12 protein-coding genes are annotated in these 13,106 nt (G+C 63.8%); 9 read left to right on the top strand and 3 right to left on the bottom strand.

Annotated features, from left to right (window positions below; genetic code table 11):
- Positions 1-28: 28 nt before the first annotated feature.
- A complete protein-coding gene (locus W930_RS0112975) occupies positions 29-622 on the top strand; it encodes a MarC family protein (protein ID WP_023594148.1) in 594 nt (197 codons plus the stop codon).
- Between the two features lie 118 nt (positions 623-740).
- Here W930_RS0112975 and W930_RS0112970 read toward each other — a convergent pair whose 3' ends face one another.
- Both W930_RS0112970 and ffh read right to left on the bottom strand, forming a co-directional pair.
- Positions 741-1,289, bottom strand: a complete 549-nt coding sequence (locus W930_RS0112970; RefSeq protein WP_023594149.1) for a hypoxanthine-guanine phosphoribosyltransferase — start codon at positions 1,287-1,289, stop codon at positions 741-743.
- A 106-nt stretch (positions 1,290-1,395) separates the two neighbouring features.
- Positions 1,396-2,760 carry a signal recognition particle protein gene (ffh, locus tag W930_RS0112965; protein WP_023594150.1) on the bottom strand — a complete coding sequence of 455 codons (1,365 nt, stop codon included), beginning with the start codon at positions 2,758-2,760 and terminating at the stop codon, positions 1,396-1,398.
- 136 nt (positions 2,761-2,896) lie between these two features.
- Here ffh and W930_RS0112960 point away from each other — a divergent pair, with 136 nt between their 5' ends.
- The 5 genes from W930_RS0112960 to W930_RS0112940 all read left to right on the top strand — a co-directional run bounded on the left by W930_RS0112960 (position 2,897) and on the right by W930_RS0112940 (position 9,288).
- On the top strand, positions 2,897-3,781 hold the full coding sequence (locus tag W930_RS0112960; protein WP_023594151.1) for an inner membrane protein YpjD: 885 nt from the start codon (positions 2,897-2,899) through the stop codon (positions 3,779-3,781).
- Positions 3,782-3,787: 6 nt separating this feature from the next.
- Positions 3,788-4,072, top strand: a complete 285-nt coding sequence (locus W930_RS0112955) for a PP0621 family protein (RefSeq protein WP_023594152.1) — start codon at positions 3,788-3,790, stop codon at positions 4,070-4,072.
- Positions 4,073-4,277: 205 nt separating this feature from the next.
- A complete protein-coding gene (locus tag W930_RS0112950; protein ID WP_023594153.1) occupies positions 4,278-4,790 on the top strand; it encodes a DUF1269 domain-containing protein in 513 nt (170 codons plus the stop codon).
- Between the two features lie 564 nt (positions 4,791-5,354).
- Positions 5,355-5,954 (top strand): 1,6-anhydro-N-acetylmuramyl-L-alanine amidase AmpD, encoded by a 600-nt coding sequence (gene ampD / locus W930_RS0112945; RefSeq protein WP_023594154.1) that lies wholly within the window; start codon positions 5,355-5,357, stop codon positions 5,952-5,954.
- A gap of 373 nt (positions 5,955-6,327) precedes the next feature.
- Positions 6,328-9,288: a ribonucleoside-diphosphate reductase subunit alpha gene (locus W930_RS0112940; protein ID WP_023594155.1), complete on the top strand. Its 2,961-nt coding sequence runs from the start codon at positions 6,328-6,330 to the stop codon at positions 9,286-9,288.
- Positions 9,289-9,400: 112 nt separating this feature from the next.
- Here W930_RS0112940 and W930_RS0112935 read toward each other — a convergent pair whose 3' ends face one another.
- Entirely contained in the window at positions 9,401-10,399 is a 999-nt protein-coding gene (locus W930_RS0112935; RefSeq protein WP_080685133.1) for a hypothetical protein, read from the bottom strand.
- A 573-nt stretch (positions 10,400-10,972) separates the two neighbouring features.
- Between W930_RS0112935 and W930_RS0112930 the strand changes: the two genes are divergently transcribed.
- From W930_RS0112930 to W930_RS29610, 3 genes are all read left to right on the top strand, one after another.
- The gene (locus W930_RS0112930; protein WP_023594157.1) at positions 10,973-12,124 is read left to right on the top strand and encodes a ribonucleotide-diphosphate reductase subunit beta; all 1,152 of its coding nucleotides are present in this window, start codon (positions 10,973-10,975) and stop codon (positions 12,122-12,124) included.
- 398 nt (positions 12,125-12,522) lie between these two features.
- Entirely contained in the window at positions 12,523-12,828 is a 306-nt protein-coding gene (locus W930_RS30115) for a hypothetical protein (RefSeq protein WP_141572477.1), read from the top strand.
- A gap of 24 nt (positions 12,829-12,852) precedes the next feature.
- The coding region (locus W930_RS29610) for a hypothetical protein (protein ID WP_200873094.1) at positions 12,853-13,106 on the top strand (254 nt) is incomplete at its 3' end.

Below are 13,106 nucleotides of genomic sequence, written 5' to 3'. Positions count from 1 at the left end.
CGTTGTCTTATCTGCAAGCGATCCGCGCATGGAATACACCTTCGCATCGGCCACGGTACTGCTGCTGCTCATCACCGATCCGTTCGGCAATATCCCGATCTTCGTGAACGCGCTGAAAAACGTGCCCGCCCATCGGCGCCCACGCGTGATCGTGCGCGAGGTGATGATCGCCTTCGCGATCCTGCTGCTGTTCATGCTGGTGGGCGAGCGCTTTCTGCGCATGATGAGTCTCACCGACTTGTCGCTGCAACTCGCCGGCGGCATCGTGCTTTTCCTGATCGCCCTGCGCATGATCTTTCCCCGCCCCGACCAGGGCTCGTTGCCCGACGCGGGCGAGCCGCTCATCGTCCCGCTGGCGATTCCGGCGCTCGCCGGGCCTTCCGCGCTTGCCACGGTCATGCTGCTCGTGTCGCAGCAACCCGGTCGCATGGTCGAGTGGATCACCGCGCTGTGCGTGACGATGGCCGTGTGCGCGGTGGTTTTGCTGCTAGCCGATCGTATCGAGCGCTGGGTCGGCTCGCGCGTGGTCGCGGCCTTCGAGCGGCTCATGGGACTGATTCTGGTGGCGATCTCGGTCGAGATGATCCTCAAGGGCGTGAAGGTCTTCGTGCATCAGTTCTGAGACCTCGCGTATGGCCACGCGCCGCCCGGTGAGGTGGGAAATCGGAAGATCGGCAATGAAAAAGGGGCCTCTCGCAAGGCCCCTTTTGCTTCGTTCCCGGGACGATGTCCCGCCACGCTCAGCGCGGTGTCGTGAGCGCGCGGATCGACGGCAGGTTGCGCCAGTAGCCCTTGGCATCCATGCCGCAGCCGAAGACATAGCGATCGGGCACGGTGAAGCCGCAGAAGTCGGGGTGCGACGGCTTGTCCTTGGTCAGGATCTTCTCGCACAGCACGGCGCTGTAGAACTTCGACGCCCCCATCTCGAGGATCCGGTCGCGAATGGCGGCCATGGTGGCGCCCTCGTCGAGGATATCGTCGAGCACGAGCACCACGCGATCACGCACCGAGTCGCGCGGCGCCACGCGCCACTGCATGGCCCCGCCGGTGGTGGTGTTGTTGTACCGCGAGAGGTGGATGTAGTCGAACTCCAGCGGGAAATCCAGCCGCGGGAGCAGCATGCCGGTGAAGACGGCCGCGCCGCCCATGACCGACAGCACCATCGGGAACTCGTCGCCGATGGCGTCCTTGATGGCCTTGGCCATCGTGTCGACGGAGCGGTTCACCTGCTCGGCGGTGACGATTTCTTCGGAATTGCGGAATACTTCGAGGGCTTCTTCGCGGTTCATATGGGGCGACCCTGTGGAACGTGTTGCGGGGATGTCGCTAATGGCGGCCCGGAGTATAGCCGGAAAACCCGGCGCTACGTCCGGACCGCGGCCGGATGCGCAAAGATCAGCGCATGCCGGGCATCATGCCCTTCATGCTGCGCATCATCTTCATCATGCCACCGCCCTTGAGCTTCTTCATCATGGTGCGCATCTGGTCGTACTGATTGAGCATGCGGTTGACTTCCTGCACCTGCACCCCGGCGCCGGCGGCGATGCGACGCTTGCGGCTCGCCTTGATGAGTTCCGGCTTTGCGCGCTCCGCGGGGGTCATCGAATTGATGATGCCTTCCATGCGGCGCACCTGCTTCTCGGCCTGGTCCATGTTCGTCTGGCTGGCAGCGGCCTGGAACTGCGCGGGCAGCTTGTCCATGAGCGACGACAGGCCGCCCATCTTCTTCATCTGGCCGATCTGCGCCTTGAAGTCGTTCAGGTCGAAGTCGCCGCCCTTCTTGACCTTGTCGGCGAGCTTTTGTGCGGCCTGCACGTCCACACCGCGCTGCGCTTCCTCGACGAGCGCGAGAATGTCGCCCATGCCGAGAATCCGGTTCGCCATGCGATCCGGGTAGAAGACTTCGAGGCCGTCGAGCTTTTCGCCCACGCCAACGAACTTGATCGGCTTGCCCGTGATGTGGCGCACCGACAGCGCGGCGCCGCCGCGCGAGTCGCCGTCGAGCTTGGTGAGCACCACGCCGGTGAGCGGCAGCGCGTCGTTGAACGCGCGCGCGGTGTTCACGGCGTCCTGACCCAGCATGGCGTCCACGACGAAGAGTGTCTCGATCGGCTTGAGTTCGGCGTGCAGGGCGCTAATCTCCTGCATCATCGCTTCGTCGATACCCAGACGACCGGCCGTATCCACGAGCAGCACGTCATGATGGTGACGACGCGCCCAGTCCACGGCTGCACGGGCGATGTCGACCGGCTTCTGGTCGGGTTGCGACGGGAAGAAGTCGGCGTCGACCTGCTGCGTGACCGTCTCGAGCTGGGCGATGGCGGCGGGGCGGTAGACGTCGGTGGAGACCGTCAGCACCTTTTTCTTCTGGCCGCGCAGCAGCTTGGCGAGCTTGCCGACGGTGGTGGTCTTGCCGGCGCCCTGCAGACCGGCCATCAGAATGATGGCGGGCGGGGTTGTGGCGAGATTGAGCTCGGCGGCACGACCTTCGTAGTCGCCGCCCATGAGCGCGGTCAGCTCGCGCTGCACCACGCCGACGAGCGCCTGGCCCGGCGAGAGGCTGGAGAGGACTTCCTCCCCCAGGGCCTTTTCCTTGACCTTGGCGATGAAATCGCGGACCACCGGCAGGGCGACGTCGGCCTCGAGCAGGGCGAGACGCACTTCGCGCAGCATTTCCTGCGTGTTGGCCTCGGTCAGGCGGGCTTCGCCGCGCAACGTCTTGACGACCTTGGCGAGGCGCGTAGTGAGATTGTCGAGCATGAAACGTATCCAGTAAAACCTGCAAGTGGCCCGGTTCGGCCCCGCCCGCGGACCGCGACCGGCTGCCGGCGGGCGGAAGCGGGGAAGTCGGCGGGGACGGCAGCGCGCCCGTCATGGGCTGGTGTAAACTTCAAACATGACTATTTTACTGTATGCGCTGACCGCCATCCTCTACGCCGGGTTGGCGGTTTGTTCGTGGCAAGGGTATCGACGCGACGCCGCGCTCGCACTCGCGGGCGGGGAGGTCGCGCCTGCGCCGGTCACGGGCACCGCGTCGCGCTGGCCGATGCAGCTCTCGCTGTTCGCCGTGCTCGTGTTGCACGGGGTGCTGCTGCATCAGACGATCTTCCGCGCCGACAGCATGCACTTCGGTTTTGCGTACATGCTCTCGGCGATGTTGTGGCTGTCGGTCGGGATCTACTGGATCGAGAGTTTCTTCTTTCCGCTCGACAGCCTGCGTCTGATGGTCACACCCGTGGCGGCCGTGGCGTGCCTGTTACCGATGATTTTTCCGGATGTGCGCATTCTGGGCTTCGCGGCCGAACCGATTTTCAAGGCGCATTTCATCATCGCGAACATGGCCTACGGACTGTTCGCGCTGGCGGCACTGCACGCATTGCTGATGATCTACGCCGAGCGGCAACTTCACCCGTCGCGCAGCGGCGAGGCAACCGGATGGCTCTCGCGCTGGCTCGAGACACTGCCGCCGCTGCTCACGATGGAAAAACTGCTGTTCCGGCTCATCGGTGCCGGGTTCGTGTTGCTGACCCTGACGCTGGTCTCCGGAGTGATGTTTTCCGAGGCGCTGTTCGGGCGCGCGGTGCGTATCGACCACAAAACCGTGTTCGCGGTGGTGTCGTGGCTGATGTTCGGCGCGGTGCTGCTGGGCCGGCACTTTTACGGGTGGCGCGGCAAGGTCGCGCTGCGTTGGGTTCTGGCGTCGTTCGTGGCGCTGCTGCTGGCGTATGTCGGCTCTCGCTTCGTGCTTGAGGTGGTGCTGCATCGCATGACGGAGACTTGAGGCGCGATGCGCAATATCCTGCTGTTACTGCTTTTGTTGATTGCGGGCACCTGGTGGATGCGAAACAACGAGCGCAAGCGCAATGCACGGGATGCGCGCATGCGGGCGTCGTCACCCAACGGCGCCGGCGCGCCGCCGCGTCAGTCGTTGCCGCCTGCCGAGCGCATGGTGCGTTGCAGCGAGTGCGACACCTATCTTCCCGAGAGTGATGCCGTCTCCGGCGCCGACGGCAAGCATTTTTGCAGCGGCGCGCATCGCGATGCGTACCTCGCGCGCGAACACCGCGTCTGAAAGCCGCCGCGCGGCCAGAGCGCGCGGCGAGCGTCCCGATGTCTCCCGGGGTTCGCGACAACCTTCATCCAGATTTCGTCACTTTCTCGCGGTCGTCCCGCAGGGGCGGCTTGCGCATGCCTGTCGCATGCACTAAAACACAGTTACCGGCCCCGTCTACAAGAACGACAACAAGGGGGCGACGACAGGAGGGCGCGACATGCTAATGCGCAGACGGATGTATTTCCTTCTCCCGGATCTGGCCAGTGCGCAGCGCACGATGAGCGACTTGCTGCTCGCACGGATCGAGGAGCGTCACATCCACTTCATGGCACGTGACGAAATGGACCTGGAGGGACTGCACGAGGCCAACCTGCTGCAGACGTCCGATATCGTGCACGGCGCCGAAGCCGGGCTCGTGATCGGCGGTTTCTGCGGTCTGGCGGTCGGTGCGGTCGCGGCGTTTTTCCCCATCGTGGGCACACGTCCCCAGTGGGAATTGATGATCGTGACGGCGCCGCTTGGCGCGCTCTTCGGCGCGTGGGTGTCGAGCATGATCGGTGTCTCGGTGCCGAACTCGCGGCTCAAGACGTTCCGCGAACCGCTCGAGCGCGGCATGATCCTGCTCATGGTGGATGTGCGCGACAGCCGCGTCGACGAGATTCGCGACATGCTCAAGGCGCATCACCCGGAAGCGCACATGGAAGGGGTCGAGGCGGCGATTCCGGCATTCCCCTGATCGGTTTACAGTTTGAGACAAGCGAGGCAAGCGCATCGACAGTGAACGGCGTCACGCAGCGCACGAGTGTTACCGGCCGGCAACGGCCCAGGGCGCCGCACCTGTGAGCGGCGCGGGATGGTGCGCGTGTCGTACGACACGAGAGCAACGCCATCCCCGGGCGTGGTCACGCCCATGGAAGCCTCTCGGCCAGGTCGGGCGAGGGGCTTCTGCTTTGCCGGACGTTGCAGGCTGGCGGGGAAGTGCGCCTGCCGCCCCAGCGCTGGACGTGGCCGTCGGTCGCGACGAGCGCCGCTGCGCGAGGACACCGCCGCAAGCGCCCGCACGCGGCACGACGCGCCGGATGATCCCGGATGTCGGGGAAAGCGGTGAACGCGGTGAACGCCGGCCCGGGTTCGTCCGGGCCGTGAGCCGACGGCGTCACGTCAAGTGGGCTACAATGGCGCCCCTCGCTCTACGGGAGTTCGTGGTGCCCGTCATGCTCCAGTCATCTGCGTCCCCTAACTTTTTGCCCCGGTCGCGTGCGCACGCCGCGCGTCGCCTCCCGCTTGCGCGAGGTGCCGTATGAACGCGCCGCGCGACCTGCCCGTGCTCACGCTCGACGCCGGCGGCTGGGTCGTCGAGGCCGAGCGTCTGCCGTCGCCCAACTTCGACACGCGGCCGCCCGGAATGCTGACGGACCTGCTCGTGGTGCACAACATCTCGTTGCCGCCGGGGCAATTCGGGGGTGGCGAGATCGCGGCGTTCTTTCAGAACCGGCTCGATCACGATGCCCATCCGTTCTTCGACGAGATTCGCGGTGTGCACGTCTCGTCGCATTTCCTCGTGAGGCGCGATGGTGCGTTGCAGCAGTTCGTGTCGTGCAATGCGCGGGCCTGGCATGCCGGTGCGTCGGCGTTCGAAGGACGCACGCGCTGTAACGATTTCTCGATCGGGGTGGAGCTCGAGGGCACCGACGACCTGCCGTTCACCGAGGCGCAGTATGTAACGTTGGCGGCGCTCACGCGCGTCTTGCGTGAGCATTATCCGATTCAAGCCGTGGCCGGACACGCCGATATCGCACCGGGGCGCAAGACGGACCCGGGGCCGCACTTCGAGTGGCGGCGATTGCGCGAAATGGCGGACCTGGCGCCGGAAGCGTTGCCGTTTCAGGCAACGGATTAACCCGATGACGCGGTAGGTTTTGCTTGACAGGGCGATGCCACGGGCCTTCCCGGGGATCAAATTTTCAGGTTTGCGGAGTGCGTCATCTCCACTATACTTAGTGCCAATTCCGGTGCTGACCACTATATGTAGTGGTTGATGTGAAGTCCGGCACCGGATGCAGTAACCATCAATACCGTGCTTGTCCCGCGGCGTTTTGTGGGGCGGCGCAGCAGCAAAGCCGTGCAGCGGACACCTCGAACCCTTGGCCGTCCGTCGGTCGTGCGGTGTTCAGCACTTCGCTCCATCGGCGCCCCCAGGGCGTATTTTTGCCGGTCGTGAAACTGGTAGAGACGCGCTAACAGCACCATCTCATTGGAACGGGAGTTTTTACATGCAGACTAACGAAAACCTCACCCGCCCGAACCCGACGCCCGCCGCGACGACCGGCACCGGCCCGGGTGCGTCGGCGCCCCAGACGACGGGTGCCTTCGAGCCGGCGACCAACGCCGACTTCAAAGTGATTCGACGCAACGGCGCGGTGGTGGGTTTCGAGCCGTCGAAGATCGCGATCGCCGTGACCAAGGCGTTCCTCGCCGTGAACGGCGGTCAGGGCGCGGCGTCGGCACGTGTTCGCGAGCTCGTGGAGCAACTGACGCAGAACGTCGTGCGCGCGCTGATGCGCAGCCGCCCGAACGGCGGCACGTTCCACATCGAAGACATTCAGGATCAGGTCGAACTCGCGCTCATGCGTGAAGGCGAGCACAACGTGGCCCGCGCCTACGTGCTGTATCGCGAGAAGCGCGCGCAGGAGCGTGCTCACGCGGTCGAGGCCGCGCCCGAAGCCGCCGCGCCCGACATGCCGGTGCTGCATGTCACCGACAATGGCGTGTCGCGCCCGCTCGACATGGCCGCGCTGCGTGGCGTGGTGCAGGCCGCCTGCGAGAACCTCGGCAATGAAGTCGACGCCGAGCCGATCCTGACCGAAACCATCAAGAACCTGTACGACGGCGTGCCGCTGTCGCAGGTTTACGACTCGGCGATCCTCGCCTCGCGTACGCTCATCGAGAAGGAGCCGGCGTACAGCCAGGTCACCGCTCGTATCCTGATGCACACGATCCGCCGCGAGATTCTCGGCGAGGAAGTGCTGCAGGGCGACATGGCCGCGCGCTACATCGATTACTTCCCGCGCTTCATCAAGCAGGGTGTCGAGGCCGAGCTGCTCGACGAGCAACTGCTCTCGTACGATCTGGCCAAGCTGGCCGCCGCGCTCGACGCCAACCGCGACCTGCAATTCAACTACCTCGGCCTGCAGACGCTGTACGACCGTTACTTCCTGCACATCGACGGTCATCGCATCGAAATGCCGCAGGCGTTCTACATGCGTGTGGCCATGGGGCTGGCGCTGAACGAAGTCGAACGCGAAGCGCGTGCGATCGAGTTCTACCAGATCCTGTCGAGCTTCGATTTCATGAGCTCGACGCCCACGCTGTTCAACTCGGGCACGCGCCGCTCGCAGCTCTCGTCGTGCTACCTCACGACCGTCTCGGACGATCTGGAGGGCATTTACGAAGCGCTCAAGGAAAACGCGCTGCTCTCGAAGTTCGCCGGCGGTCTGGGCAACGACTGGACGCAGGTGCGCGCGCTCGGCTCGCACATCAAGGGCACGAACGGCAAGAGCCAGGGCGTGGTGCCGTTCCTGAAGGTGGTCAACGACACGGCCGTGGCCGTGAACCAGGGCGGCAAGCGCAAGGGCGCGGTGTGCGCCTATCTGGAAACGTGGCACCTGGACATCGAGGAATTCCTCGAGCTGCGCAAGAACACCGGCGACGACCGTCGACGCACGCACGACATGAACACGGCGAACTGGATTCCCGATCTGTTCATGAAGCGCGTGATGGAAGGCGCCGAGTGGACGCTGTTCTCGCCGTCGACCTGCCCGGACCTGCACGACAAGTACGGCAAGGCCTTCGAGCAGGCGTACACCGCCTATGAAGAGAAGGCGGCGCGCGGCGAAATCAAGCTGTTCAAGAAGATTCCGGCGCAGGCGCTCTGGCGCAAGATGCTGGGCATGCTGTTCGAGACCGGCCATCCGTGGATCACGTTCAAGGATCCGTGCAACATCCGCTCGCCGCAGCAGCACGTGGGCGTGGTGCACTCGTCGAACCTGTGCACGGAAATCACGCTGAACACGAGCGAGACCGAAATCGCCGTGTGCAACCTCGGCTCGGTCAACCTCGTGGCTCACCTGAAGCAGACCGCCAACGGCTACGAGCTCGATCACGAGAAGTTGCAGCGCACCATTCGCGTGGCGATGCGCATGCTCGACAACGTGATCGACATCAACTACTACGCGGTGACGAAGGCGCGCAATTCGAATCTGCATCACCGTCCGGTGGGCATGGGCATCATGGGCTTCCAGGACTGCCTGCACCTGCTGCGCACGCCGTATGCGTCCAATGCCGCCGTCGAGTTCGCCGATCGTTCGATGGAAGCCGTGTGCTACTACGCCTACTGGGCGTCGACCGAGCTGGCCAAGGAGCGCGGCCAGTATTCGTCGTACAAGGGGTCGCTGTGGGATCGCGGCATCCTGCCGCAAGACTCGCTCAAGCTGCTGGCCGAAGAGCGCGGCGGCTACGTTGACGTCGACCTGTCGAGTTCGCTCGACTGGGACAGCCTGCGCAAGCACATCGCCGCGCACGGCATGCGCAACTCGAACTGCGTGGCCATCGCGCCGACGGCAACGATCTCGAACATCATCGGCGTGTCGGCCTGCATCGAACCGACGTTCCAGAACCTGTACGTGAAGTCGAACCTCTCGGGCGAATTCACGGTGGTCAACGAGTACCTGGTGCGTGACCTGAAGGCCCGCGGTCTGTGGGATGAAGTGATGGTCGCCGACCTGAAGTATTTCGATGGTTCGCTCTCGCGTATCGACCGTGTGCCGGCCGACCTGCGCGAGATCTATGCCACGGCGTTCGAAGTCGAGCCGAAGTGGCTGGTCGAGGCGGCGTCGCGTCGTCAGAAGTGGATCGATCAGGCCCAGTCGCTCAACATCTACATGGCCGGCGCTTCGGGCAAGAAGCTCGACGAGACGTACAAGCTGGCATGGACGCGCGGCCTGAAGACCACGTATTACCTCCGGACGATGGCCGCAACGCACGTCGAGAAGTCGACGGTGAGCCACGGTGCGCTGAACGCGGTGCCGAGCTCGGGTGGTATGTCGGGTGGTTTCTCGGCCGAACCGAGCGCGCCGCTCTCGCCGCTGGCCCAGCCGATGCCGGACGCCGAAGGCGCGGTCTGCACGATGCGCCCGGGCGACCCCGGCTTCGACGAGTGCGAAGCCTGCCAGTAAGCTGAGGCCTGCGCCTGGCGCACCGGGGCGGCGTGCACGTTGTCTCCCCGGTCGGAAAAAACCCCGTCGGCCCGCAAGGGCGACGGGGTTTTTTCTTGCCTTCGCCCGAGCGTCAGGCCAGATCGATGCGCATCGTCAGATCGAGTGTCTGGCCGTGCGCGATGACAACGTGATCGTGGTCGAACTCGCCCACGCGATGCGTGGACGGCTCCAGGCACAGGTAGGGGCGACCCGCCGGCGAGTGCACCACGAGCCACGGTGCGTCGCTGCTGCGCACCGTGGCCGAGCGCAGGCCGCCGGCGTAGTCGATGCGGGCATCGAAGCGCCCGGAACCGGAGGGCGCTTCGGCGAACCACGTCGAGCGGCCCTCCATGTCGAGCCCGCCGCCGACGGACACCACCTCGATGGCGCCCACGTGGATGCGTTGCTCGCTCGGCCATCTCACGTCTTCGGAGGGCGAATGCCAGACGGCCTCCGATTCGAACGTCAGCCGCGCGCCGGCCGGCCAGCGGAAGTAGGGATGCAGACCGAGCCCCCCCGGCATGGCGTCGGCGGACAGATTGGTGAGCGAGAGCTGCATGTCGACGCCCTGCGCGTCGAGCGTGACCGACAGGTACGCCTGATAGTGCCAGGGCCACTCGGGCTGGGCGGGGCAGTCGAGTTGCAGCACGCAGCAGTGGGGACTTTCGTCGACGACCTCCCACTCGCGGCGCAGCCCCCAGCCGTGCAGCGAACTCGACGCCGCCGGCTGCTCGCGAACGGTGATCGTGCGATCGCGCCAGTGCAGCCTGTCGTCGCGCAGCATATTGGTATACGGAAGCATCGGAAACGCGCCGGCCTTCGGCCACTCGTCCGACGGGAACGGGTCGTTGCCGAGCGGGACCAGGTAATCGAACAGATCGCCGCGCGTGTCGCGGCGCGCGAGCCGCGAGAGGCGGCCGCCGGCGCCCGGCTGTACCTCGGCAAGGAGCGCGCCGCTGGTCAGGCGAATCGGTTTGCCGGGGCTGAGGACGAGCGGTGTCGGGCCGGGTGATGGCGGCAAGGCGGAAGGTGAGTCGCTGGGTGTCGGCGGGATATTCGCCGGTCGGCCGTCGTGGCCTGCGGAAGTCATCGTCGGTATCTCCTTCGTCTGCGCGGTGAAGTCGCATGCGCCGCAATCTGTCGTGCCGGCTGTCCATGCGGTGGCGCTCGCTCACAAGGATACGCCAATGTCGCGCTGCGCCATTTCGACGCGTGCGCACCGCTGTCGCGCGACGGCGTTTCATGGCAAGATGCCGGTCCCGCGAGAATGCCCGGGGGGCACGAGGGGAAACCCGTCTAACACTAGGTATAGTGGTCGTTGTGCGGCACGGCACTATATGTAGTGTTGCGTGCTGGAATGAGTGACATAATTGTGCTAAATTGGAGACGTTCAATTCGACGTCGGGAGGACATGATGTTGTTACCGCTCTCGCGTCGACGTTGTTGTTCAACATTGCGCATCAGCGCATCTGCATTACCCCCGAAACACGGCAATTTTTCCGGCGAACCCGATGGACGTCATGCACGTTACGCCACCGGCGACGAGTTGTCGGTCGCCGGATCGCAAATTTTTCGTCAGCCTTCGAACCCGAACGGCTGATCTGTCACTTCGGCGGTGCACGTTAGCGCGTGTATCGCATCAACCTGAACGGACTGAGACCCTATGCTGAACTGGGAAGAAGACACCACTGCCAAATCGCCGGCTCCGGCCGCCGCTCCGAGCCCGGCCGCTGCGCCTGCGTCGAACATCCTCGGCACCCAGGGGGATACCCCGAGTGTGATCGCCTCGCAGTCGACGCGTCGCGTGAGCGCCTCGGACAAGCGCGTGATCAACGGCACGACGGACGTGAACCAGCTGGTGCCGTTCAAGTACAAGTGGGCCTGGGAGAAGTATCTCGCCGGCTGCGCGAACCACTGGATGCCGCAGGAAATCAACATGTCGCGCGACATCGCCCTGTGGAAGGACCCGAACGGTCTGACCGAGGACGAGCGCCGCATCATCAAGCGCAACCTCGGCTTCTTCGTGACGGCCGACTCGCTCGCCGCGAACAACATCGTGCTGGGCACCTATCGCCACATCACCGCGCCGGAGTGCCGCCAGTTCCTGCTGCGCCAGGCGTTCGAAGAGGCCATCCACACGCACGCGTATCAGTACATCGTCGAGAGCCTGGGCCTGGACGAAGGCGAGATCTTCAACGCCTATCATGAAGTGCCGTCGATTCGCGACAAGGACGAGTTCCTGCTGCCGTTCATCGAGGTGGTCGCCGATCCGTCGTTCCAGACGGGCACGCAGGAAGCCGACCAGAAGCTGCTGCGCTCGCTGATCGTCTTCGCCTGCATCATGGAAGGTCTGTTCTTCTACGTCGGCTTCACGCAGATCCTCGCACTGGGTCGCCAGAACAAGATGACCGGCGCCGCGGAGCAGTATCAGTACATCCTGCGCGACGAGTCGATGCACTGCAACTTCGGCATCGACCTGATCAACCAGGTGAAGCTGGAAAACCCGAACCTGTGGACGCCGGAGTTCCGCGAGGAGATCCGCGAGCTGTTCAAGAAGGCCGTCGAGCTCGAGTATCGCTATGCCGAAGACACGATGCCGCGCGGCGTGCTTGGTCTGAATGCGGGCATGTTCAAGAGCTATCTGCGCTTCATCGCGAACCGTCGCTGCGCACAAATCGGTCTCGAGGCACTCTTCCCGAACGAAGAAAATCCGTTCCCGTGGATGAGTGAGATGATCGATCTGAAGAAGGAGCGCAACTTCTTCGAGACGCGAGTGATCGAGTACCAGACCGGTGGCGCGCTGAGCTGGGACTGAGTGGTTGCAGTGAAATGGGTGCTCGCTGTAACGCGAGCATCCATGCGGGTTTCGAGAGCGTGGTGTGTGCGTGTCGAGCACACGTGACTGGCAGCAAGAGAAGAAAAGAGAACGCGCACGTCACACACATCATCGTCTCACTCACCTCGCTCGCGTCGCTGTCGTCGAGCTTCGCATGCGCTTCATGTGCATCGACACACCGGCGCGATGTGCATCAAATACAACAGATTGACTTCTTCGGTGCGAACGATGTGCGCTTTTTTACGCACAAAGTATTAACATCGCATCACAAAAGAATTATTATTCGCTCAAATAAATTGCAGTCTCGATGAACTCACGAAAGCACTCGCTGCTTTCCTCCCGCGACAGAGAGCTGGTAGTTACGGAGCGTAAAAACCTTGGTGCATAGCAAGCAGTATCGCTTATCCGCTATCGCAATCTCCTCCATCCCGATGACGGGACAGGCAAGCTACCCCCCGAAGAATCTGGCGAATCCCCTTTCTCAAGACATTCGAATTGCTGGCGGCAATGTCGCCGGCAATTTTTTTGCGCGCTTGACCACTCATGGTCAGCGTCATGCGCGCAGCGCCGAATTCATTAGCGTAAGCCGTCGAAGTCCGATGCGTACGCCGATGAATAGCCCGCTCGCCGGCGGTTTCCGCACGGTGGTCGGGTTTCCTTCTCAGGTGGTTATGTTTGAGTGATCTCTCACGTTAAGGAGCAAAGTGATGGCTACTACTGCTAAGAAAAAACCCGCAGCAAAGAAGGCTGTTGCCAAGAAGCCGGTAGCAAAGAAGGCTGCTGCCGCCAAGAAGCCGGTCGCGAAGAAGGCTGTGGCCGCCAAGAAGCCGGTCGCGAAGAAGGCCGCCGCCGCGAAGAAGCCGGCAGCGAAGAAGGTTGCCGCCAAGAAGCCGGTCGCCAAGAAGGCAGCGGTGAAGAAGGTTGCCGCCAAGAAGCCGGTTGCCAAGAAGGCAGCGGTGAA

It is taken from the genome of Pandoraea sp. E26, from assembly GCF_000681415.1.
Classification (GTDB): Bacteria; Pseudomonadota; Gammaproteobacteria; order Burkholderiales; family Burkholderiaceae; genus Pandoraea; species Pandoraea pnomenusa.
Note: the sequence above shows the minus strand (reverse complement) of the source record. Positions and strands in the feature narration are given on the sequence as shown.

Bases quoted from the DNA above. Each gene is read 5' to 3' on its own strand.
- W930_RS0112975 (WP_023594148.1), top strand. From the start codon at position 29: ATGGAATACACCTTCGCATCGGCCACGGTACTGCTGCTGCTCATCACC.
- W930_RS0112970 (WP_023594149.1), bottom strand. From the start codon at position 1,289: ATGAACCGCGAAGAAGCCCTCGAAGTATTCCGCAATTCCGAAGAAATC.
- ffh (WP_023594150.1), bottom strand. From the start codon at position 2,760: ATGCTCGACAATCTCACTACGCGCCTCGCCAAGGTCGTCAAGACGTTG.
- W930_RS0112960 (WP_023594151.1), top strand. From the start codon at position 2,897: ATGACTATTTTACTGTATGCGCTGACCGCCATCCTCTACGCCGGGTTG.
- W930_RS0112955 (WP_023594152.1), top strand. From the start codon at position 3,788: ATGCGCAATATCCTGCTGTTACTGCTTTTGTTGATTGCGGGCACCTGG.
- W930_RS0112950 (WP_023594153.1), top strand. From the start codon at position 4,278: ATGCGCAGACGGATGTATTTCCTTCTCCCGGATCTGGCCAGTGCGCAG.
- ampD (WP_023594154.1), top strand. From the start codon at position 5,355: ATGAACGCGCCGCGCGACCTGCCCGTGCTCACGCTCGACGCCGGCGGC.
- W930_RS0112940 (WP_023594155.1), top strand. From the start codon at position 6,328: ATGCAGACTAACGAAAACCTCACCCGCCCGAACCCGACGCCCGCCGCG.
- W930_RS0112935 (WP_080685133.1), bottom strand. From the start codon at position 10,399: ATGACTTCCGCAGGCCACGACGGCCGACCGGCGAATATCCCGCCGACA.
- W930_RS0112930 (WP_023594157.1), top strand. From the start codon at position 10,973: ATGCTGAACTGGGAAGAAGACACCACTGCCAAATCGCCGGCTCCGGCC.